Annotated in this window: 19 protein-coding genes; 6 read left to right on the top strand and 13 right to left on the bottom strand. The window is 67.0% G+C overall.

From position 1 onward, the window contains the following. The first annotated feature begins 47 nt into the window (after positions 1-47). Positions 48-512, top strand: coding sequence for a GNAT family N-acetyltransferase (locus LNV23_RS14950; RefSeq protein ID WP_263563686.1), 465 nt, complete (start codon positions 48-50; stop codon positions 510-512). Positions 513-534: 22 nt separating this feature from the next. On the opposite strand, the gene LNV23_RS14955 is transcribed toward LNV23_RS14950, so the two are convergent. From LNV23_RS14955 to LNV23_RS14965, 3 genes are all read right to left on the bottom strand, one after another. After that, entirely contained in the window at positions 535-2,319 is a 1,785-nt protein-coding gene (locus tag LNV23_RS14955) for a hypothetical protein (RefSeq protein ID WP_263563687.1), read from the bottom strand. A gap of 215 nt (positions 2,320-2,534) precedes the next feature. Next, complete coding sequence (locus tag LNV23_RS14960) at positions 2,535-3,197, bottom strand: alpha/beta hydrolase (protein WP_263563688.1); 663 nt, start codon at positions 3,195-3,197, stop codon at positions 2,535-2,537. Between the two features lie 58 nt (positions 3,198-3,255). Next, positions 3,256-4,260 (bottom strand): formylglycine-generating enzyme family protein, encoded by a 1,005-nt coding sequence (locus LNV23_RS14965; protein WP_263563689.1) that lies wholly within the window; start codon positions 4,258-4,260, stop codon positions 3,256-3,258. Between the two features lie 59 nt (positions 4,261-4,319). Between LNV23_RS14965 and LNV23_RS14970 the strand changes: the two genes are divergently transcribed. Further along, a complete protein-coding gene (locus LNV23_RS14970) occupies positions 4,320-5,555 on the top strand; it encodes a class I SAM-dependent methyltransferase (RefSeq protein WP_263563690.1) in 1,236 nt (411 codons plus the stop codon). Positions 5,556-5,913: 358 nt separating this feature from the next. Here LNV23_RS14970 and LNV23_RS23990 read toward each other — a convergent pair whose 3' ends face one another. The 10 genes from LNV23_RS23990 to LNV23_RS15025 form a co-directional block, all read right to left on the bottom strand. Further along, a complete protein-coding gene (locus LNV23_RS23990; protein WP_318023242.1) occupies positions 5,914-7,653 on the bottom strand; it encodes a methyl-accepting chemotaxis protein in 1,740 nt (579 codons plus the stop codon). A gap of 180 nt (positions 7,654-7,833) precedes the next feature. After that, positions 7,834-8,400: a YcnI family copper-binding membrane protein gene (locus LNV23_RS14985; protein ID WP_263563691.1), complete on the bottom strand. Its 567-nt coding sequence runs from the start codon at positions 8,398-8,400 to the stop codon at positions 7,834-7,836. A 34-nt stretch (positions 8,401-8,434) separates the two neighbouring features. Beyond that, positions 8,435-10,864 carry a TonB-dependent receptor gene (locus tag LNV23_RS14990; protein ID WP_263563692.1) on the bottom strand — a complete coding sequence of 810 codons (2,430 nt, stop codon included), beginning with the start codon at positions 10,862-10,864 and terminating at the stop codon, positions 8,435-8,437. A gap of 179 nt (positions 10,865-11,043) precedes the next feature. Then, the gene (locus LNV23_RS14995) at positions 11,044-11,463 is read right to left on the bottom strand and encodes a DUF2946 family protein (RefSeq protein ID WP_263563693.1); all 420 of its coding nucleotides are present in this window, start codon (positions 11,461-11,463) and stop codon (positions 11,044-11,046) included. Positions 11,464-11,515: 52 nt separating this feature from the next. Beyond that, positions 11,516-11,992: a copper chaperone PCu(A)C gene (locus LNV23_RS15000; protein WP_263563694.1), complete on the bottom strand. Its 477-nt coding sequence runs from the start codon at positions 11,990-11,992 to the stop codon at positions 11,516-11,518. Positions 11,993-12,072: 80 nt separating this feature from the next. Then, positions 12,073-12,915 (bottom strand): substrate-binding periplasmic protein, encoded by an 843-nt coding sequence (locus LNV23_RS15005; protein WP_263563695.1) that lies wholly within the window; start codon positions 12,913-12,915, stop codon positions 12,073-12,075. A 93-nt stretch (positions 12,916-13,008) separates the two neighbouring features. Further along, positions 13,009-14,274, bottom strand: a complete 1,266-nt coding sequence (locus tag LNV23_RS15010; RefSeq protein ID WP_263563696.1) for a M20/M25/M40 family metallo-hydrolase — start codon at positions 14,272-14,274, stop codon at positions 13,009-13,011. Beyond that, positions 14,271-16,058: a 2-oxo-4-hydroxy-4-carboxy-5-ureidoimidazoline decarboxylase gene (gene uraD, locus LNV23_RS15015; protein WP_263563697.1), complete on the bottom strand. Its 1,788-nt coding sequence runs from the start codon at positions 16,056-16,058 to the stop codon at positions 14,271-14,273. Before uraD ends, LNV23_RS15010 begins: the two co-directional genes overlap by 4 nt. 3 nt (positions 16,059-16,061) lie before the next feature. Further along, a complete protein-coding gene (gene puuE / locus LNV23_RS15020; RefSeq protein WP_263563698.1) occupies positions 16,062-17,033 on the bottom strand; it encodes an allantoinase PuuE in 972 nt (323 codons plus the stop codon). Next, the gene (locus LNV23_RS15025; RefSeq protein ID WP_263563699.1) at positions 17,030-17,743 is read right to left on the bottom strand and encodes a GntR family transcriptional regulator; all 714 of its coding nucleotides are present in this window, start codon (positions 17,741-17,743) and stop codon (positions 17,030-17,032) included. The genes puuE and LNV23_RS15025 overlap by 4 nt, the downstream gene beginning before the upstream one ends. A gap of 89 nt (positions 17,744-17,832) precedes the next feature. Here LNV23_RS15025 and uraH point away from each other — a divergent pair, with 89 nt between their 5' ends. The 4 genes from uraH to LNV23_RS15045 all read left to right on the top strand — a co-directional run bounded on the left by uraH (position 17,833) and on the right by LNV23_RS15045 (position 21,584). Then, a complete protein-coding gene (gene uraH / locus LNV23_RS15030) occupies positions 17,833-18,189 on the top strand; it encodes a hydroxyisourate hydrolase (RefSeq protein ID WP_263563700.1) in 357 nt (118 codons plus the stop codon). Between the two features lie 21 nt (positions 18,190-18,210). Beyond that, entirely contained in the window at positions 18,211-19,050 is an 840-nt protein-coding gene (gene xdhC / locus LNV23_RS15035; protein WP_263563701.1) for a xanthine dehydrogenase accessory protein XdhC, read from the top strand. Positions 19,051-19,186: 136 nt separating this feature from the next. Continuing rightward, positions 19,187-20,425 (top strand): glycerophosphodiester phosphodiesterase, encoded by a 1,239-nt coding sequence (locus LNV23_RS15040; protein WP_263563702.1) that lies wholly within the window; start codon positions 19,187-19,189, stop codon positions 20,423-20,425. Between the two features lie 217 nt (positions 20,426-20,642). Next, the gene (locus LNV23_RS15045) at positions 20,643-21,584 is read left to right on the top strand and encodes a caspase family protein (protein WP_263563703.1); all 942 of its coding nucleotides are present in this window, start codon (positions 20,643-20,645) and stop codon (positions 21,582-21,584) included. Positions 21,585-21,598: the final 14 nt, after the last annotated feature.

Genomic DNA, 21,598 nt, shown 5'->3' on the forward strand with positions numbered 1-21,598 from the left:
GCAGGGCTGCAAGAATGCGGGCGCTCGCCCCGTTCAGACCCACCACAATGTCCCTGTTCATCCGCCTCGCCCAGGCCGCCGACCATGCCCCGCTCGAAGCCTTGCAGCGCCGCGCCTCGCTCAGCAATGCCGGTGACCGAGGCTTTTTGCTTGAGCATCCGGAGCTGATCGCGCTGCCGCCTGAGCACATTGCCGATGGGCGGGTGTTTCTGGCGGAGCAGGGCTCTGGCGGCACGCTGCTCGGCTTTGCCACCTTGCTGCCCTGTGATGACGACGCGCTGGCGCTGGAGTTGGACGCTTTGTTCGTGGAGCCTTCAGCCTGGCGGCTTGGAGTGGGTCGCGCCTTGCTTGACCATGGCTGTCGTCTGGCGCGCGGAGCCGGTGCTCGTTCCTTGCGGGTTCTGGGCAATGGGCATGCCGAGGGCTTTTACCGCCGCTGCGGCTTCGAGCTCTTGGGTCACCAGGCCATGCGCTTCGGCACGGCCTTGCAAATGCGCCTCAGCCTGGGCTGAACCGCCGCGAGCCCGACCAAGCTTAGAAATCCACGGCCCGCGTGCGCAGGCCGCGTGCGATCAGGGTTGCATTGATCAGCTGGGCTTCTTCACGGCTGGCAAAGGGCCAGATGGCCGGGCGCCAACCTTCGGGGGTCTGGAAGACCTGGGCCTGCATCGCGCCAGGCCGACCCTCGCTGGGCGCCATGGCCACCTTCATTCGCTCCAGCATGGCCAGGGCATCGGCCTTGTTGGCGCTGACCGGGCCGACCAGGGCCACCACCGGTTTGCTGCCGGGGGCGGCAGCACGTGCAGTCTTTCCGGGTGCAGCCGGAGTTGCTGCTGCGGATTCCTCGCGCGTACCGCTTTCACTGCTGCTGCTGCTGCCTCGTTTGCCGCTGCTTTCAACTGCGCCATGCAGGGAAGGGCGGTCGCTGTCCCGGCTGCTGATGCGGCCGGCCGTGATCGGGGCGGCCTTGGGGCCAGTGGGCGCCGGTTCGGCGGCTTTGCCCTCCTCGGCCTTGGGCGCAGTCGTTTCGGGCTTGCCGGACTGGCCGGACGCGCCTTCGGCGCTGCCCACATCGGCCAACATGGGCCGTGCGTTCTTGCGCGGGATGGGCTTGACCAGCTGAGGGCGAATGTCGGGTTGCGCTTCGCTGGCTGCGGGGTCGCCGGGCTGCGGCGCTGAACTCTTGCGTTCGAGGGCGGCCTTCTGTGCCGCCGCAATGCTGGCGGCGGTGGCTGCAGCGGCTTCGCGCAGGTCCAGCGGCGTGGGCAGCTTGACCTGGCTGGCGGCCTGCTCGGCTTGCGCTGCTGGAGGGGTTGAATCCTTGCTGGCCGCGCTGGCGGCTGCTTCGGCCGGGCTGTGGCTTGGCGCTTCTGTGGCAAGTACCGGCACGGCCGAGGCCGCTGGTTCTGGTGCTGGCGCAGGCGACTCGGGCGCACTGGCTGGCGCTGCCTCTGGCGCAGGCTGAGCAAGCGCTGCGCTGGCCGCACTGGCGGCGCTTGCTGCGGCCAGCTCGGCTTCCTTGAGCGATTTGCGACTCGGCAGCATCAGCAGGGCCACGCACATGAGCAGCACCCCCAGCGGCAGCAGGGCAGCCAGGCCGACTTTGATCGGGCTCAAGCAGCGTCGGCCGATGATCTCCGGCTTGGGGTGGCCTTGGCCGATCAACACGCGGCTGCGCGAGCGTCCGGCGTCGATGGCGGCACTGACGACATAGAGCTCAAACGGCCAGGCGCCGCCGGCCGGGCTTTGGCCCATCATCTGCTCGTCGATGGGCACCACGCGCTGCGGCCAGCTGCCGTCGCCGGGCTGCTCGGAGTAACCGAAGCGCTGGGCGAAGCGGGCGATGCGCTCGGGCGTCAGGCCGGCGATGAAGCGTTCGCTGAAGGCGGGCCAGGTGTCGGCGCCCGGCGGCGGGCCGCTGCGGGACTTGCGCTTGCCGGGGGCACGCATGCCCCGCAAACCGCGCTTGATGCGCTCAGGCCAGGTGCTGCGGTGCCAGAGCTCCTGATCGGCCAGGGCGTCCAGTTCGGCGGCATTGCTGTTGGCGGCGATGGTCGATTCCTCACCCCAGGCCGCCAGGCTTTCGGGCGAGATCTCGTCGGTCAAGACCGGTTCGATCGGCTCCTGCGGGCGCCCGCGAGCGTTCTTGCGTGCCGATCCCGGGCCGGAGTTGCTGGCTGGCGCGGGCGCGGCTGCGCTGCCGCTGCGCATGAAGGGCAGGGCGACGACGCCGATGGTGTGGACGTCGTAGATATTGATGCGTTTCGCGAGCGGGTGGCTGTTGTGCCAGGCCACCAGTTGCTCGACCAATCGATCCATGGCGTGTCGGTCGGGTGTGTGCGGGGTGAAGGCGTCGTTGCGGCTTGCGGAAGGGTCGGGTCTTGCGGCGCGCGGCCCGCTCTTCTTCAAGGGCCGGCAAAGCGCAGGGTCTCAAGCTGGACTGTGCCCCAGTGGCCGCCGCCTGTGGCGCATTGAAAGCCCGGAAAAGCAGGGCATACGCTGCGCGACAGGCCTTTGCCGGCGCCGTTTGGCGCTCAGCCCAGGGTCTTCAGCAGCCAGGCGTTCAGGTCCCTCAGCTCCTCGGGGCAGACCGAGTGCTCCATGCGGTAGTCATGCCATTCGACGCTCTGACCCAGGGCGCGCAGCTGTTCGCGTGCCGCTTCGCCGCGGGCCGGAACCACCACCGGGTCGAGCCGACCATGGGCCATGAAGACAGGCGCCAGGCGGTTGGCGTCCGAGCGCTCGACCTCCAAGCTGTCGGCCAGGGGCTGGTAGCCGGACAGCGCGACGATGCCGCCCAGGCGCTCGGGGTAGCGCAGACCGGTGAACAGCGCCATGGCGCAGCCCTGCGAGAAACCCATCAGCACGATGCGCCCGGCCGCCACGCCGCGGGCGCGCTCGGCATCGATCAGCGCGGCGATGGCCGCGCCCGAAGCGCGCACGCCGGCGGCGTCTTCCTGGCGCTGCAGATCGACCTGGCGGATGTCGTACCAGGCGCGCATCACATAGCCGCCATTGATGGTGACCGCTTGTTCGGGCGCATGGGGCAAGATGAAGCGCACGGCGCCCAGAGCACGCAGGTCCAGCTCCTGGCAAACGGGTTCGAAATCATGGCCGTCAGCGCCCAGACCGTGCAGAACGATCACGGTGGTCTGCGGATCGGGGCCGGTGTCATGTTGCAGGGCGGGCAAGCTCATGGTGGGAGTAAGAGTCGCAAAGGCCTGCATTGTGGCGCCTGGAGGCGCCGGGCACTTTTCAGTCAGCCTCGCGCAGCAAGCGGAAGCCGAGCAGGACATAGCGCGTATCGGGCGCGTTCCAATTGCGAAAAGCGCTGCGGGCGTAGAGCGGCCAGGTGTGCCAGGAACCGCCCCGGCGCACCCGCACATCGCCGGTGGCCGGGCCTTGGGGATCCACGCTCGGCGAGTTCGCGTAGTAGTCCTCGCCGTGCCAGTCGGCCACCCATTCCCAGGCATTGCCGTGCATATCGTGCAGGCCCCAGGCATTCGGGGCGAAGCTGCCCACCGGGGCGGTGAAAGCATGGCCGTCATGACCGCGCAGGGCCTGCGCCTGCCATTGCGGCCACAGCGGCGCGCAATCGGCGTCAAAGACGTTGGCGACCTTGAGCAGGGACTCGGGCGCGTCTCCCGAGTGGTAGCGGCTGCTGCTCCCGGCGCGCGCCGCATACTCCCACTCGGCTTCGCTGGGTAGGCGGTAGCGCCGCCCCTCGGTCTTGCTGAGCCAGGCGGCCATGGCGACGGCGTCAAACCAAGTGACATTGACCACGGGGTGCTCGTCACTCTGCTTGAAGCCGGGGTTCTGCCAGGAGTAGCGCGGCAGCCGCCCTTCGAAGGCGTCCCCGCGCGCGCTGCTGGCCGGGTCGTAGTCCGGGTTGTAGCCGTAGGCGCCGGTGCCGTCGGCCAGCGACTCCGGCACATGGCCGGAGGCCTGTAAGAAACGCCGGAACTCGCCCACCGTCACCTCATGCTGGCCCAGCCAAAAGGCCTTGCTGATGCGCACGCGATGGGCCGGCGTTTCATCTTGCAGTTTGTCAAAGCGCCGGCGCTCAAGCGTGGGGTAAGCCTCGGCCAAGGCCTCGGCGCTTTCCTGGCGGCCCATGATGAATTCACCGGCGGGGATCAATACATAGGGCTGGCCCAGGCTGTTGCGCAGCAAGGGCGTCTTGTCTGCGGCGAACGGCGACGTGCTGGTCAGCAGGGTCAAAGCAGCGAGAATGCGGGGCAAAGGCAGTGGAAGTCTCATGGGCGGATTTTAGTGAGGCTCGCGATGGGGGAAAATCGGCATTTGCCCAGAGCTGCACCATGTTCACCCACTTGATCCCCGATGCCGCGCCGCCGGCCGCCCAGGCCGATGCCAGCGTCCGTTTCCAGCGCCTTCTGGCAACGGCCCTGGCCAATGGCAGCTTCGTCAAGTTATTGCTGAGCAAGTATGTCGGCGAGGAAGCGCAGCTGGAGCGCCTGATGGTGCGCGAGGTACATCTGCGTGGCGAGCGTCAGCTCAGTCTGCTCTGGCGCTACCAGACCCGCGACATCACCAAGAATCTGCCTCTGGCCGAGGGCCTGGAGCTGCTGGCCACGCTGATGGGCGCGCAGTTCCACAGCGCCCATTTGCAGACCCAGGGCGAGGAGGTGCAGTTGGTGTTCAGCCGCAAAGGGCGGCCCAGCTTGCGCATGGGGCGGGCCACGCCGGCGGCGGTGCCGGTGGCGGCCGAGGCCGGCCATGACAAGGAAAAGCAGCGTTATCTGGAGCTGGGCCGTCCTTTCTGGCTGGACCTGGGCCTGAGCCACCTGGTGCGGGGCGAGGCGCAGCTGGTACCGGCCATGTCGCGAAAATGGAAGCAAATCAACAAATTCATCGAAATCTTCGCTGCCGCGCTGAAGAACTCCGGCCTGGCCGAGAGCGCCGACGTCCATGTCGCTGATTTCGGCTCGGGCAAGGGCTATCTGACCTTCGCCATGCATGACTGGCTGCACAGCCAGGGCAAGCAGGCCCATGTCACCGGCGTCGAGCTGCGCGAGGACATGGTGCGCTTGTGCAATGAAGCGGCGCAGCGTCACGCCATGGCCGGCCTGCGTTTCGACCATGGTGATGTGCGCAGCTACACACCGCTGCGTCTGGACGTCATGATCGCCCTGCATGCCTGCGACATCGCCACCGACCACGCCATCCATTTCGGCCTGCGCACCGGTGCGCGCGTCATCATGTGCTCGCCTTGCTGCCACAAGCAGATCCGCCCGCAGATGCAGATGCCGGCCCAGCTGCGCCCGCTGCTGCAGCACGGCATTCATCTCGGCCAGGAAGCCGAGATGGTCACCGATGGTCTGCGTGCGCTCTTGCTGGAGGCCGAGGGCTACGACACCCAGGTCTTCGAGTTCGTGGCCCTGGAGCACACCAGCAAGAACAAGATGATCCTGGCTGTCAAACGCAGCCAGCCCCTGAGTGCCGCCCGCCGCGCCGAGCTGCAGGCCCAGATCGCCGAGATCAAACGCTTCTACGGCCTGCGCGAGCAGTGTCTGGAGACCTTGCTGGCGGCTTGAGGGCGGTGGCTGCGAGGGGCTGGCTTCGGCACATTGCTGAAATTCAAATGCAACCACAGAGGCACGGAGGCACAGAGCTAAAACCAATTCAGCTTTGTATTTCTCTGTGCCTCCGTGCCTCTGTGGTTGCCTTTTGTATTCGGCTGCTTTGTGCCGAAAGTAGCCCAGCAAAAAAGGCCCCGGCGTTGCCGCCGGGGCCTGTCAAGAGCGCAAGTCATCGCCCGGGACAGCGCCTTCGAGGGAAGGCGGCGTGGGGCTGCGATGACCGTGATTGCGCGCGCAGCGCGGCCTTGGTGCGAGCGCGGGCGCTGGAGCGAACTCCAGCGGGGCGCACGCGGCCAGCTCGCTGTGTGAACGCTTAGAAGGTGTCCCAGCCGCCGTCGTCGGCCGGCGCGGGGGCTGCAGCAGGCGGCCGGGTGGCTGCCGGTGAGGGGGATGAGGCGGTCGCCTTGCGTGCCGCTGGCGCTGGCTTGGCGGCCGGCTGTTTGTACGTGCTGGCCGGCTTGTGCTGGTGGGTGGATTTGACCGGGCTGCGCTGGGGCGACAGTGCCGCCTTGTGCGTGCCATGGAGGGCGAGCTTGAAGCTCGCCACGGCCGCGAGCAGGCCCTGGGCCTGGTTGCGCAGGCTTTCGCTGGCCGCCGCGCTTTCTTCCACCAGGGCTGCGTTCTGCTGGGTGGCGCGGTCCAGTTGGGTGACGGCCTCGCCGACCTGACCGATACCGGAACTCTGTTCGCGGCTGGCGCTGCTGATCTCGCCGACGATGTCGGCCAGGCGCTGCACCGAACCGACGATGTCCTGGATGGTCTGGCCGGCGCGGTCGACCAGCTGGGTGCCGGTCTGCACACGCTCGACCGAGTCATTGATCAGACTCTTGATTTCCTTGGCGGCGTCGGCGCTGCGCTGGGCCAGATTGCGCACCTCGCTGGCGACGACGGCAAAACCACGGCCCTGCTCGCCAGCGCGCGCTGCTTCCACGGCCGCGTTCAAGGCCAGGATGTTGGTCTGGAAGGCAATGCCGTCGATGACGCTGATGATGTCCGAGATGCGACGCGAGCTGCCTTCGATGCCGCGCATGGTCTCCACCACCTCGCCCACCACCTGGCCGCCATCGCGTGCCACCTGGGCTGCACTCTGGGCCAGCTGATTGGCCTGGGCGGCGTTGTCGGCGTTCTGGCGCACGGTGGCGTTCAGCTCTTCCATGGTGGCCGAAGTCTCTTCCAGCGAGGACGCCTGCTCCTCGGTCCGCGAGGACAGATCGGCATTGCCCTGGGCAATCTCGGCACTGGCGGTGGCCACCGATTCGGCGCCATCGCGCACCGAGCCGACCGTGCCGGCGAGGCTGGCTTGCATGCGCTGCAAGGCGCTCAAGAGCTGTCCGGTCTCGTCCTGGGAGTTACTTTCGATGCTTTGGCTGAGGTCGCCCGCAGCGACGCGGTCTGCGGCCTCGACGGCTTGGCTCAGCGGTGCGGTGATGCCGCGGATCAGGGCCGTGGCCATCACGGCAGCGGCAGCGAGGGCCAGCACGGAGACGAGCAACAAACCAGCCAAAGCAGACTTGTAGACTTCGTCGCTGTTGGCAGCAGCTTTGTCTGAGCCCTTGCTGTTGAGTTCCACCACCTTGTTCACCGCCTCATGGGCCAAAGTGAAGGCCTGGCGGGCATTGCCGGAGGTGAACTGGCGGGCTTCTTCTTGTTTGCCGGCGGCGGCGGCACCCAGGGCCTCCTTGATGACAGACTGGTAGTTGCTCCAATTCAAGCGGAACTCGTCAAAGAGCTTGCGCTCTTCGGAACTGGAGATCAGCTTCTCGTATTGCTCCATGTCGTGCTTGAGTTCTTCCAGGGCTTGGCTCATGGCGCTCTCAGCGGAACTCACTTGTTCTGGATTGCTCGCGTTCACGCGCAGCAGCACACCAACGCGGAATTCATTCAGGTCTCCGTTCAGGGCACTGGCGTAGCGAACCGAGGGCAGCCAGTTGCTGCTGATATCCAAGGAGTGCATCTGCACCAGATGGACTTGGCGGTAACTGAACAAGGCCAGCAGCAGCAAGATGGCCGCAATGAGGCCGAAGGCGGCGCTGAGCTTTCGGGCGATCGTCAAATTCTTCAAAAACTGCATGGAACCCCCTTGACGGCCTGCGGCCACTGCGTACGGATGCGAGCCGAATCAGGCTCAGCACGCATCATCGGGGGAAGCCCCGCCCAAGAAAGGTGAATCAGACCGGCTGAAGGGCGGCTGTTTCCCTCACTCGGGCGGGGGCTTTCGGTGCGCTTCGCTCGCTCAGTGCTTGTGCTCGGCGGACGCGGCCGGGCTGGGCGCGCGCAGCATCAGGCGCACGGCAGGCGCCTTCAAGCCCTGGGTCGAGTCACCGCTGGCGGGCAGCTCGGCCCAGTTCCACTCGCCCTTGACGCAGCTCTGGCGCACCTTGAACCAGATCGCGCCGGGCGTGTCGGGCAGGCTGCCGCGCAGCACGAACTCGTCGTACCACTCGTCCTGCAAGTAAGCGGCTTCGTTCTGCGCGGTCCAGCTCAGCTCCACCACGTCTTCGGTGACGGCGCGGCCATGGCTCTCGTAGGGTTTGGCCAGTTTTTCGCGTTTGAGGGCCAGGGTCCAGCCGGCTTTGGGCATGGGTTTGGCGCCGCGCATGCCGGCCGGCAGGCTGACGGTGATGCGGGTGGTGGCCGAGCCCTCGCAGCCATGGCCCACGCGCAGCACGGCCTTGTAGGGCGTGCCGGCGATGGCCTCGGGCTGTTCCAGGGTCACATGGGCCTGTGCGCCGCTGCTGGCGCCGAGCATGGCAAGGGTGGACAGCAGCAGGGGAAAGAGGGTTTGAGTTTGAAGTTTCATGTGCGGGTTCTTTCTCGATCAATCAATCAATCAATCAAAGGTCGAACTTGAGCTCGGCGTGATAGCTGCGGTTCGGGTAGGGATGGAAGGCCCAGTACTTGTCGTTGTTGAGGTTGTCGATGCCGGCAGCCAGGGTCCACTGCTTGTCCAGCTTCCATTGCAGGCGCAGGTCAGCGGTCAGGAACTTGGAGAAGCCCTGATACGTGAAGCCATTCGGATCGCTGTTGTTGAGCGTGCCGTACTGCGGGCCCGAGTAGCGCAGGCCGTAGCTCAGATGCAGGTTCGGCTGGACGGCATAACTGGCCAGCACCGTGGCGCGCCAGCGCGGCACGCGCGGCTGTTGGCGGCCGATGGTGTCGCCGGGGGTGCTGACAAAACCGCTGTTCTCCAGGATCTTGGAGTCGGCATAGGTCAGGCTGCTTTGCAGCTCCAGGCCTTTCAGCCCGAGGCTTTCGCCCAGGTCCTGAGCCGAGTAAGCCAGCTCCAGGCCCAGGGTGCGGATGCGGCCGATGTTCTGCACGCTGCTGATGGTCTTGCTCGGGTCGGCCGGGTTGCTGCTCAGCTGCGAGTACAGCGCGTCGCGTGTGTTCTCGTGGAACAGGGTGCTGCGCAGCTGCTGCTTGCCCTGGCTCCAGCTGGCGCTGAACTCACTGGTCCAGCCGCGCTCGGGCTTGAGATCCGGGTTGGTCGTCGGGTCATTGGGCAGATAGACACCGGTGCTGCTGACGCCGCCTTGGTAAAGCTCGCCCACGGTGGGCATGCGCACCGCCCGGCCCGTGGAAACGCGCAGCGTCCAGTCCTCGTTCAGCTCATAGCCCAGGGCCGCCTTGGGCGAGAGAAAGCGCTGCTTGCGCGCGGCAAAGGCCAGGGGCGTGCCGTTGGCGGCCGTCTTGCGGCCGTCCATGGCCTGCCATTCCTCGGCGCGCAGGCCCAGCACGGTCTTCAGCGTCGGGCTCAGGGTCCAGCTGTCCTGGGCATAGGCGCTGCGCAGCTGGGTCTTGCCGCTGAAGGCGGTGAACAGGGCGCTGAGCGCGCCGCTGATCCAGTCCTCGGTGTCCGAGGTGGTCTGTTGCCAGACATAACGCTCTTGCTGCAGGCCCAGGTCCAGCACATGGTCGCTGCCGCTGGGGCGCCAGATGGCCTTGGCGGCCAGTGCGGTCCAGCCGGTGCCGCCCAGATCGGTCAGGCGGCCGGCACCGCCCTGGTCGGCCGCGGGGCGGGCCAGGCTTTTCGGGCTGCTGGGCGAACGGGCGGTGTCACTGCGGTAGTCGTACTGGCTGGCGCTGAGCTCGAAGTCGAAGGGGCCGCGTGTGTAGCTCTTCAGCGTGAGGCCATGCATCAGGTGGCTGAGCCGGTCACGGCTCTGGCCGAAATCGGTGTTGGCAACGCTGTACTGCTTGCCGTCGATCGCGACATTGGCGCCGCTGTAGACGGTGTTGCCGGCGGCATCACGCAGATAGCTTTCGCTCACGCCCTCGCTCTGGTTGTGCCACCAGGCCAGGCTGTAGCTGGCGCGCAGCTGGCTGTCGAAGTCGTAGGCCAGCTTCAGCTTGGCGTGGTCCTGCACCGTGTGGTACTGGGTGCCGGTGCCGAGGATTTGCCAGGGCGCATTGCTCTTGTCGGCGTCCAGCACCGCGCCGCTGACCGGCAGCGAGGCCGCATTGACCGGCTTGCCGCTGGACACCAGCTTGGTGACAAAGGTCAGGGGCTGGCCTTCGCTGTCCAGGCGCTTGACATGGATCCACCACGACAGGGCGCCGGCCCGGTCGCCCAGCGAGGCGCTGGCCTGGTGGCCGCTGTAGCTGCGATGGCTGTTGTAGAGATCAAAAGGCTGCTGGAACAGGCCCAGCTTGGCATGGGCTTCGAAGGCCTTGGGCATGCGGGTCTGGTAGTCCACCACCGCGCCGACCGAGTTGCCTGAGTAGGCGGCCGAGAAGGGGCCGTAGAGCACGTCCACGCGTGCTATCTCTTCGGGCGTCACCAGGCCCCAGCGCGGCGTGAAACCGGCACCGTTGCCCAGCAGGTTGGAGAGCTGGATGCCATCGGCAAACACCAGCGAGCGGGCGCTGTTGCCCGTGCCCGAGGCGCGGGTGGACAGCACCGCATGGTTGTAGTCGCCGATATAGCGCTTGCGCACCAGCAAGCTGGGCAGGTATTTCAGCGCGTCCTCAGAATCGGTCGCGTTGATGGTGCGCGCAATCTCGGCGGCGCTGATGCCTTCCATGGTGGTGGGGATCTGGCTCGGCAGCGAGCTCAGGGCCTGGCCGCTGACGCTGACCAGGCCGAGCTTGCGGGTGGGGCTTGCGCCGGAGGGTTCGCTTTCAGCGGAGATTTTTTGAGACGTCTGCTGGGCCGCGACAGGGCTGGCGCCCTCGTCGCAGTCGTCACAGGCCAGGGCGGTCAGAGGCAGGTAAGCGGCGGCCAGCGCCAGGACCAGGGCGGTCGGTCGGGGGAGTTGATGCATGGGTGGAAAGATTCGCACTCGATCGATTCAGCCTCGCGCCGGGCGCCACGCAGCGGTGGCGGCAGAGCGCGCGGCTCAGAAATGAACACTGGGGGAGAACAAGGCCCTGGAGCACCGCAGCGGCTTGCACGCGAGAACGCGCGTGCGGCAAGGCTGCGGGCCGGGGCCCGGCTGGTGAATCAGGCCAGCGAGAGGAGGGGTGGTGCGCGCGACTGTGGCGGCGCCCAGGCATGCACGCTTTGCGGCGCGCTGAGGAAGCGCACCGGCATGGCCTGGCGGAGAGAGCTGAGCAGGGGCAGGGCCTGCTGCGCTGGCGGCGGGGCGGCCGCCTGTTGGGCTTGCAGATCGCAGGCCGGGCAATGGTGGAACAGGCCGTGCAGCGAATCCTTGTCCGCCGCCTGGCGCGCGGCCAGCACCGACTGCTGGGCGCGTGGCGACACCACGCTGCTGCGGCAGATCTGGCTCCAGCTGCTGGGCTCGCCGCGCAGGGCGCCCAGCACCTGGCTCAGGGCCGGCGCCAGCGCCATCAGCAGCACGCAGCAGGCCACCCAGCCGCTGAAAAAGCGGGCATGGCGGCGGAGCGGGGTCAGGTGAAGCACGGGCGCGATTGTAGGCAAACGGCCAGGGCTGGCCGCTCGCGTTGGGGCATCGTCAGTGCTTGTGGGCGTGTTCGGCGGCCGGCTTGCCCATGGCGCGGGCTTCGGCCTTGATTTCTTGTTCCACGCGTTTCTTGTCGCGACCTTCGAACACCAGGGTCAGATCCACGGCTTCGCCGGCGGCCAGCGGCTTCTTCAGGTCCATCAGCATGATGTGGAAGCTGCCCGGCTTGAGTTCCACCAGTTGGCCGGCCGGCAGGTCCAGGCCGTCGACCGCACGCATCTTCATGGTGCTGCCTTCCATCTTCATCTCGTGGATCTCGGCCACGCCGGCCACCGAGGAGCGCACCTCGACCAGGCGGCTGTCGCTCTTGGCCTTGAGCTGCACGAAGGCACCGGTGGCTTTTTGCGGGGCCACGGTCGCGCGCACCCAGGCCTGGCTGATGTCCACCTGGGCCCAGCTGCTGGCGCTGGCAAGCAGACCGAGGGTGGTGGCGAGGGCAAGGGCAAGAGGGCGCAGAGAGGTGCTCATGAGGTGTCGGTGTCGCTGGCTGAAGTCAGGGCGCGATTCTATGAGCCTGGCGAATGCCGGCCTTGATGGCGCGCAAGAACTCAGAGCTGGGCGCTGTTCTGCAACTCAGCCGATTGGCCCAGCAGGCCGTAACGCCGCATCACCTCGCGCCACTGGCTGTCGGCGCCCATGGTCTGGGCCAGCTGCAGCAGGCGCTCGCGCAGAGGCTCTTGCAGGTCACGTGACAGCATCAGGTGGCGCTGGTAGCGCATGCGCGGCTGGGCTGCCACATGGATGTGCTCGTCGAACTGGGGCAGGCGCTGGCGCCACCATGCCAGGCCGCTGCGCGACAGGAACAGCAGATCCACACGGCCCAACATCAGCATGCGCAAATTTGCCTCCTGGGTGAAGGAGTCCAGGCGTTGCAGCTCGCCACGGCCGACCAGCGGGTCGGCGTCGGTGTAAACATGGCCGTAGATGCCACCCAGCTTCTGGCCGCGCAGCGAGGCCGGGCCCTCGTACTCGAAGGGTCTGCGCTTCAAGGACAGCACCAGGTCCTCGTCATTCATCACGGGCGCTGACCAGATCAAGGCTTGCGCCTGCTCGGGCGAGGGGAACCAGGCGGGGGAGACCCAGGGGACCAAGCCCGCCCACTGCGGCTGACGTACCTGAACATCGACACGGCGACGCGGAAGCAGCTCCAGCTCCACCGTGTCCAGCACATCGTCGGCACGCTGCCTCAGCCACGTCACCAGCTCGAAGCTCAGGCCTTGCTGCGGGCCGGTGACAAAGGGCGGGTAGTCGTAGTAGCTGAGCAGCTTGAGCGGGCCGGGCCGGCCCGCTTCGGCGCGTGGCTTGCCCAAGGCCAGGGCGGCGGCCGCGGGACACAGTCCGGCGGCCATGCCCAGGGCGGGAAGCAGGAGGCGGGCGCGTCGTTGGTCCACGAAGTCAGGCGTAGCAATCGGTTGCGACGCCTCGAGTGTGGCATGAATGAGCGCAGGGCTCCGCCGGCTTGCTTGGCAACGGTGCCCGTTGGTTCAGGCGCGCAACAGGTCCAGCAGGCTGCGGGCGATCACCTGGGTGGCACGGCGCAGGTCCTCCAGCTGCAGGTGCTCGTCGGCCCGCTTGGCATTGCTTTCCAGCACCGTGCGCGGCCCGGCGCCGTAGATGGCGGCCGGGATGCCGTGTTCGCCGTACAGCCGCACATCGGTGTAGAGCGGCGTGCCCGAGGTCGGGATGGGCTCGCCGAACACGGCTTCGCCATGCTTCTGCAGGGCCTCGACCAGCGGCTTGTTGCCGGCCTGGGGCTTGAGCGAGCGGGCCAGCAGCAGGCGCTTGATGTCCACCGTCACGCCGGCGGCATTGCCGCCGCAGCGGGCCGCGGCGCCGCGGATCAGCTCACGGAGATTGGCTTCCACCGCCACCGGGTCTTCCTCGGGAATCATGCGGCGGTCGAGCTTGAACACCACACGGCCGGGCACGACATTGGTGTTGCTGCCGCCCTCGATGCGGCCGACGTTGAGGTAGGGGTGATTGATGCCGGGCACCTCGGAGCTGACCTTCTGGTACAGATCGTTCTGGGCGTAGAGCACTTGCAGAATCGCCATAGCGCCTTGCAGCGCATCAATACCGGTGCTGGGGTAGGCGGCGTGCGAGGCACGGCCGTGCACCGTCACCTCCAGCTGCAGGCAGCCGTTGTGTGCGGTCACCACCTGGTAGCTGAAGCCGGCGGCCAGCAGCAGGTCGGGCTTGCTGAGACCTTGCTTGAGCAGCCAGCCAGGGCCCAGCTCGCCGCCGAATTCTTCGTCGTAGGTGAAGTGCAGCTCCAGGCCGCCGCGCAGGGCCACGGCGCCCTCGGCCTGCAGGGCCTCCAGCGCGCGCAAGGCGAAGGTGTAGCTGGCGAAATCGCTCTTGCTCACGGCGGCGGCGCGGCCATACAGGCGGCCATCGACGATCTCGCCGCTGTATGGCCCATGGCTCCAGCCCTCGCCGGGCGGCACGACATCGCCGTGGGCATTGAGTGCCACCACCGGCCCGCCCTCCGCATAGCGCCGGCGCACGATCAGGTTGGTGATGCTCTCCATGCCCTGGGCCTGCACCAGTTCGGCGGGCACGGCGTGTTTCTCGACGTTCAAGCCCATGGCCGCAAGCAGTTCGGCGGTGCGCTCGGCATGGGGCGCGTTGTTGCCCGGCGGCGTGTCGGTGGGCACCTGCACCAGGGCTTGCAGGTAGCGCACTTCTTCGTCGAAATGGGCGTCGACCCAAGCGTCGAGCTTGGCGTAGTTCAGGGCGGCGTTTGTCATGGCGTGTGGCCCTCCGTGGCCAGGTGATCGAGCAGGTGGGTGAAAGCTTGGGCGGCCAGCTCGATGTCGTCGTTGTTGGTCGACTCCAGCGGGTTGTGGCTGATGCCCTCGTTCTGGCCGCGCACAAAGAGCATGGCCTGGGGCATGCGCTCGTGCAGCTTCATCGCGTCATGGCCGGCGCCCGAGGGCAGGTGGAAGACTTGGCAGCCGGTGGCGGCCACGGCGCCTTCCCAGCGGGCTTGCCAACTCGGGTCACTGGGCGCGGCATTGGCGGCCAGGGTGGGCTGCAGCGTCCAGCTCAGGCCACGGCGCTCGCAGATGCGGATCAGCGCCTCGCGCACCTCCGCGTCCAGCGCGTCGCGGGCGGCGTCGCTGGGTGCACGCAGGTCCAGGCTGAACTGGCAGCGGCCGGGAATCACATTGATGGAGCCGGCTGGCACTTGCAGCTGACCCACCGTCCCCACGGTGCCTGTACTGGCAGCTGCACACTGCTCGACAAACAGCAGCAGCTCGGCCACCGCGGCCGCCGCATCGCGCCGCTGGCCCATGGGCGTGGTGCCGGCGTGTGCCGCCTGACCGATCACCTCGCCCAGGTAGCGCCGGCTGCCGTTGATGGAGGTGACCACGCCCAGGGCCAGGTCTTGCCCGTGCAGCACCGGGCCTTGTTCGATGTGCACCTCGACAAAGCCGAGGTAGCGGGCAGGGTCGCGCGCCAGCGCCGCGATGGCCTCCATCGTGCCGGGCAGGCCGGCGGCCTGCATGGCGGAGCGCATGGTGATGCCCTCGCGGTCTTGCAGCTCCAGCCAGGCCGGGTCGAACTGGCCCGTCAGGGCGCTGGAGCCCAGGAAGGTGGCGGGGTAGCGCTGGCCTTCCTCTTCAGAAAAAGCCACCACCTCGATGGCAAAGGGCAGGCGGCGCCCGGCGGCATGGAGCTCGCGCACGCAGGCCATGGGCAGCAGCACGCCGAGGCGGCCGTCGTGCGGGCCGGCATTGCGCACGGTGTCGTAGTGGCTGCCGGTTAGCAGGCGCGGCGCGTCCGCCTTCGCTCCGTGATAGACCCCGACGACATTGCCAACCGCGTCGATGTTCACTTCGTCGCAGCCGCATTCACGCATCCAGGTCTGCAACTGCGCGGCCACGGCCTGGTGGGCCTCCGTCAGGTAGGTGACGGTCAGCTGGCCGACCTCGCGGAAGCCCGGCTCGGAATGCTGGGCCAGCGCCCGCGCCCAGTCCCAGATGCGGTTGCCGAGGATGGGTTCGACCCCGAACTTGTCATTCAAGCGGATCTCGGCGATGCGGTGGATCTGGCGCAGGCATTCGGCCCTTTCCACATCGGCCGGCTGGGCCAGGCGGCGCGCAAAAGTGGCGATGATCTCGGCCCGGCTCAGGCCCAGGCCACGCGGCCCGCGCACGGCCAGGATGAAGGGCCAGCCGAAGCGTGCGTTGTAGTCGGTGTTGAGCTGCTGGATGCGCGCGAACTCCTCGGGGCTGCAGTCGCTCAAGCCCGCGCGGCTTTGCTCTCCCGTGGATTCAGCCGTCAGGCTGCGCGCCAGCATGGCCTTGCCGGCCAGCTCGGGGTGGGCGCGGATCAGGCCCAGCTGCTCGGCCTCGCTGGCCTCGCGCACCACCTGGGCCAGGGCTTGCTTCAGCGCCGTCAGATTAAGCAGGGGCCGTGCGGACGCGGCGCGTCGGGCGATCCAGGGCGAGTGTTCGTAGACGCCGTCCAGCAGGGTGACAAAGTCCTCGACGCTGGCCGCGTTCAGGGTGTTCAGGTTCAGGCTCATGGCTCAGCGTTCCCAGACAAAAGCGGTGTTGGCGTCGAAGGGGTGGGTGGCGCGCCAGTGGCGGGCGATGTCGATGCGGCGGCAGATCCAGACACGATCGTGTTGCTGCACATGGTCCAAAAAGCGCTGCAGCGCTCGCATGCGGCCGGGCCGGCCGAGCAGGCGGCAATGCATGCCCACGCTCATCATGCGAGGCGTCTCTGCGCCCTCGGCATACAGCACATCGAAGCTGTCGCGCAGGTATTCGAAGAACTCGTCGCCATGGCTGAAACCCTGGGGCAGGGCGAAGCGCATGTCATTGCAGTCGAGCGTGTAGGGCAGCACCAGCTGCGGCGCCAGGCTGCCGTCGCTCTTGCGCACGTTCAGCCAGAAGGGCAGGTCGTCGCCGTAGTAGTCGCTGTCGTACTCGAAGCCGCCGAAGTCGGCCACCAGGCGGCGGGTGTTCGGGCTGTCGCGGCCGGTGTACCAGCCCAGCGGGCGCTCGCCGAGCAAGCGGGTCAGGATGTCCATGCCGCGCTGCAGGTGCTCGCGCTCGGTGGCCTCGTCCACGTTTTGGTAGCTGATCCAGCGCCAACCGTGGCAGGCCACCTCATGGCCCAGGCTTTGCAAGGCGCTGCAGAGCTCGGGGTGGCGCTCCAGGGCCATGGACACGCCGAACACGGTCAGCGGCAGGCCGCGCCGCTCGAACTCGCGCAGCAATCGCCAGACGCCGACGCGCGAGCCGTACTCGTAAATGCCTTCCATGCTCAGATGCCGCGCCGGAAAGGCCGGCGGGCTGAACATCTCGGACAAAAACTGCTCGCTGCCGGCATCGCCGTGCAGCACCGAGTTTTCGCCGCCTTCTTCGTAGTTCAGCACGAACTGCAGGGCGATGCGGGCCTGGCCGGGCCATTGGGCCTGTGGCGGCTGGGCGCCGTAACCGATCAGGTCGCGGGGGTAGCTCATGTCTTGGTGCTCCAGATGAGAGGGGCTCATGACTTCAGGGCCTGGGCCAGGTCCGCCACACGCGGCTGCAAGCGCAGGCTGGTTTCGACATGGCCCAGGTGGTCGCGCAGCAGTTTTTGCACCGCGCGCTTGTCGCGCGCCTCCAGTGCGTCGACCAGGGCCACATGCTCGGCATGCGACTCGGCCGCCGAGTGGTCGCTTTGGTACATCAGCGAAATCAGGGAGCTGCGCGAGAGCAAGTCACCCAGCAGCTGGGCCAGCACCTCATTGCCCTGCATGCGCGCCAGCAGACGGTGGAAATCGGCCAGCAGCCGGGTGCGGCCCGGCACATCGGTGCGAGCGATGGCCTGGGCCTCGGCCTTGAGGTGCTGGCGCAGCTCGGCCAGCTGGGCCGGCGTGATCCGCTCGACCAGCTGAGCCAGCAGGCTGGATTCCAGCATGCGCCGCACTTCGAAGACCTGGCGCGCTTCCTCGACGCTGGGCTCGGCCACAAAGGCGCCGCGTGCCGGCGTCAGCGTCACCAGGCGGTCGCGGCTGAGCTGGTTCAGGGCCTGGCGCACCAGGGTGCGCGAGACGGAAAAAATGTCGGCCAGCTTCTGCTCGGCCAGCTTGGTGCCCGGCATCAGGCGGCGCTCGACGATGGCCGCAGTGATGGCGGCCGTGATGCGCTCGGTGCTCGAAGCCGGTTCATCATCGGGCGCTTGGCTTGAAAGGGCAGGGGGCGGGGCTTTGGCTCGCATTGTGTGCTGAAGTGTATACACTTTGGCTTTCAGAAAACAAACGCCGGGCGGCCTCAAATGGGCTTCATTCCTGGCTTTCGGAGAACTCAATGGGCAAGCTCACCACCCATGTGCTCGACACCATGCACGGCAGCCCGGCTGCCGGCATGGCCGTGCGCCTCTACCGCCTGGACGCCAGCGGCAGCCCGCAGCTGCTGCAAAGCCTGACATTGAATGCCGATGGCCGCGCCCCGGCGCCGCTGCTGGAAGGCGAGACCTTTCAGCCCGGCCGCTACCGCCTGGTGTTCGCGGCGGCGGCATACTTCAAGTCGCGCGCCGTGGCCTTGCCGGAGCCAGCCTTTCTGGATGAAGTGCCTCTGGATTTCGGCATTGCCGATGCAAGCTCGCACTACCACGTGCCGCTCTTGCTCAGCCCCTGGAGTTACTCCACCTATCGTGGCAGCTGAGCGGTTCGGGATTCCATCGACATGAGTGCATTGAGCCGCGAGATCGCCGCGCTGGAATTGCTGTTGACGCGGCAGCCCGCGGTGCTGGTGCGCGTGGCGGGCGTGCAGGGCAGTGGGCCGCGCGAGCTGGGCGCCTGGATGTCACTCAGTGCTGGGGAGCAGATCGGCAGCATTGGCGGCGGCCGGCTGGAGTTCGACGCCAGCGCTGAAGCGCAGGCCTTGCTGGCTGCGAATGGACCCGAACCGGGCGGCGTTGTGCGCCGCTACGCCCTGGGCCCCAGCCTGGGCCAATGCTGCGGCGGCGTCGTGCAGCTGCGCTTCGAGCGCCTGGGGCCGGCAGACATCGCCGGCCTGCGCGCCCGGCTGCTGGCGCCCGAGACGCGCCAGCCGGTGGCCTTGTTCGGCGGCGGCCATGTCGGCCGGGCCATCGTCAAGCTCTTGATCGATCTGCCGTTTGAGCTGCAATGGTTGGACAGCCGTGACGAGGTCTTCCCGCCCGAGCTGGCGGCGCAAGTCCATTTGGCCGAGCACTCGCAGCCGGTGCAGGCGGCGGTGCCAGGTCTTGCCTCGGGCTCGCAGGTGCTGATCATGAGCTTCAGCCACGCCGAAGACCTGGACATCGTCGCCGCCTGCCTGGCGCGCCAGCGCGAGCGCGGCGACCTGCCCTTCATCGGCCTGATCGGAAGTGCCAGCAAATGGGCGAGCTTCCGCCAGCGCCTGCTGGCGCGCGGCTTCAGCGAGGCCGAACTGGCCCAGGTGCGCTGCCCGATCGGCCTGGCTGGCATCCAGGGCAAGCAGCCGGCAGTGATCGCGGTGGCGGTAGTCGCCCAGCTCTTGATGCTGGCGGATTCTGATCCTTGACTGCAGTTTGAGGATCTTTAGAGTCACTCAGTAAGCCGAATAGCTCATGTTTGAGCTCGCCCCAGGTGGGTCTTTGTCATCATGTTCTTTGAATATGGCAGTTGTTGAGCAATTGCATTTCAAAGGAGTGACACCCATGCACAAGCCCTCGCAAATTTTGAAACCTCTGCTGCTGGCCAGCACGGCGGCCATGAGCCTCACTGCTGCACCGGCCCAGGCCTGGAACACCCTGGACGGCAATGCCCCCTTGGTGATTGCCCACCGCGGCGCTTCGGGCTATCTGCCTGAGCACACGCTGGAAGGCTATGCCAAGGCGATCCAGCTGGGTGCCAACTACATCGAGCCCGATCTGGTGATGACCCGTGACGGCATCCTGGTTGCCCGTCATGAGCCGGTGATCGGCGACTCGACCAATGTGCGCTCGCTGGCCCAGTTCGCCGACCGCATGACCACCAAGACCATCGACGGCGTCAAGTACACGAACCAGTTTTTCGTCGAAGACTTCACCCTGGCCGAGCTCAAGACCCTGGGCGCCATGCAAACCCGCGCCGGCCGCCCGACCGAGTTCGATGGCCAGTTCAAGATCCCGACCCTGGACGAGGTGATCGCCCTGGCCAAGGCCAAGAGCATTGAGACCGGCCGCACCATCGGCATCTATCCTGAACTCAAGCACTCGACGTATATGCAAGGCGTGTCGCAGAGCCTGGGTTTCGGCAAGACTTACTTCGAAGACAAGCTGGTCTCGACCCTGCATGCCGCCTACGGCAACACGGGCTCGGCTCCGGTCTTCATCCAGAGCTTTGAAGTCAGCAATCTGCAGTACCTGAACACCAAGACGGACATCAAGTTGGTGCAGCTGGTTGATGCCGATGACGTCAATGCCGACGGCTCGATGTCTCTGGTGGCGCCCTACGACCGCCCCTTCGATGTGGCCGTGCGCAATGGCAAGCTGACCTTTGCAGACTTGGTCAGCAATGTCGGCCTGTCCTTCGTCGCGACCTACGCCGACGGCGTCGGCCCCTGGAAGCCCTATCTGCTCAAGACCGTGGATGATGGTATCGACCGCACCGGCGATGGTGTGGTCAATGGCAAAGACCGCCGTGTCGACGGCAGCACCGGCGTGATCGAAGCGGCCCATGCCAATGGCCTGTTTGTGCACACCTGGACCTTCCGCAACGACGCCTCCATGCTGGGCTTTGACAACCCCCAGAAGGAAATGGAAGCCTATTTGAAGCTGGGCGTGGACGGCATCTTCACCGACTTCACCGACACCGGTGTCGCTGCAGTCGCTTCCGTACCCGAGCCGCAAACTTATGCGCTGCTCCTCAGCGGCCTGGGTGTGATCGGCTGGCTGGCTCGCCGCCGCAAGGTCTGACCCCCGGCGCTGCAGCCGCAGCACCTGCCGACGAAACCGCCCCGCTGATCCCGGGGCGGTTTTTTTATGCCGGCAGGGTGCCGCTTCGCTTCACCATCCTGAACCTAGGGGTTTCGTCCGCTCCGCATGTCGCCCAAGATGGCCGCCGGCTCCGCGTCGCCCACCTGGGCGGGACTGCTGGCCACCCCTCAGCAACATTGTTCAGGAGACAACAACCATGGCCAGCAAAACCCGCGCCGCGTCCAAGACTCCGGCCGCCGCCGCCAAGCCCTTTCCCATGCCCAAGCCCAAGGCGGCGTCCTTGCACATCGGCCTCAATGCCGTCAGCCCGACGGCTTATGGCGGTTGGAGTGGCCCTCTGGCGGCTTGCGAATTCGATGCCAATGACATGGCGGCGATCGCCAAATCCAAAGGCATCGCCAAGCCATCGGTGCTGCTGACCAAGAAGGCCACCCGCGCCGCCGTGCTGGCGCAGATGCGTGCAGCCGCCAAGACGCTGAAGTTGGGTGATTTTTACCTGCTCAGCTACTCAGGCCATGGCGGCCAGGTCGGCGATGCCAATGGCGACGAGCCTGACAAGAAGGACGAGACCTGGTGTCTCTTTGACGGCCAGCTGATCGACGACGAGCTGTATTTCGAGCTCAGCCGCTTCGCCGCCGGCGTGCGCATCCTGGTGCTGTCCGACAGCTGCCACAGTGGCAGCGTCACCCGAGCCTTCCCCGCGCCGCCGCCGCCGGCCGACCAGCGCCCCAAGCTCATGCCCGAAGAAGTGGCCAACCGCGTCTACCGCGAGCACAAAGCCTTCTACGACAAGCTGCAGAACGAGGTGCTGGCGGCTGCGACCAAGGTCGCGGTGGACCCCGATGCCGCCCTGGCCCTGGTGGGTGCCGCCGCGCACGCCACCGCCTTGGTCGGAGCTTTCGGCCCGTCCGTGGTCTTGATCTCGGGCTGTCAGGACAACCAGACCTCCATGGACGGCCCTCACAACGGTGCCTTCACCGGCCAGCTGCTCAAGGTCTGGAACAACGGCGCCTTCGTTGGCAACTACTCGGCCTTCCATGCCCGCATCCGCGCTGGCTTGCCGCCCAGCCAGTCGCCCAATTTGTTCGTGTTGGGTGCCGCCGCCAGCTTCCTGGCGCAGAAGCCTTTCACTGTCTGAGCCGAGTCGGAGCC

The organism is Kinneretia sp. DJ1R-11, assembly GCF_025717595.1.
Lineage (GTDB): Bacteria > Pseudomonadota > Gammaproteobacteria > Burkholderiales > Burkholderiaceae_C > Paucibacter_A.